Raw genomic sequence first — 436 nt, 5'->3', positions numbered from 1 at the left:
TTCACACCGTCTCGTTCTGCAGTCTACATAAATGCATTGTGGTTTCTCAGTCTCACGCTAAGTCTATTGACTGCCGTGGCTGGCCTACTCATTCGACAATGGCTCACCGCGAATCCTCTTCACTCCGGTACCGGAGTCCGTGCTCGTGTTCGGGCACGTCAGCGTCGGCACACCGCTCTTGTCAAATGGAGGGTGGCCCACGTAGTTGCACTATTGCCGATCCTGCTGCAGGTGTCTGTAGCACTCTTCCTCGCGGGGTTGGTTCAACTACTATGGACCCTCAACACCATCGTCGCTAGTTTGGTCACCATTCCGGTCGTGCTTGCCACCACTGCCCTGTTGTCGACTATCATTTTACCCGCCTTCTCGGATGACTGTCCTTATCGATCTCCTCTGTCGGATGAAGTGACGAAAATCGTGAAGTGGACGAAGACCG

General features: G+C 54.1%; 1 protein-coding gene. It reads left to right on the top strand.

All coding sequences use genetic code 11. The features are described from left to right. Positions 1–213 precede the first annotated feature (213 nt). Positions 214–436, top strand: a 223-nt coding sequence (locus D7X55_RS45165; RefSeq protein ID WP_233610463.1) for a hypothetical protein, incomplete at its 3' end; no start/stop codon positions are given.

This window comes from Corallococcus sp. AB049A, from assembly GCF_003668885.1.
Classification (GTDB): domain Bacteria; phylum Myxococcota; class Myxococcia; order Myxococcales; family Myxococcaceae; genus Corallococcus; species Corallococcus interemptor.
Note: the sequence above shows the minus strand (reverse complement) of the source record. Positions and strands in the feature narration are given on the sequence as shown.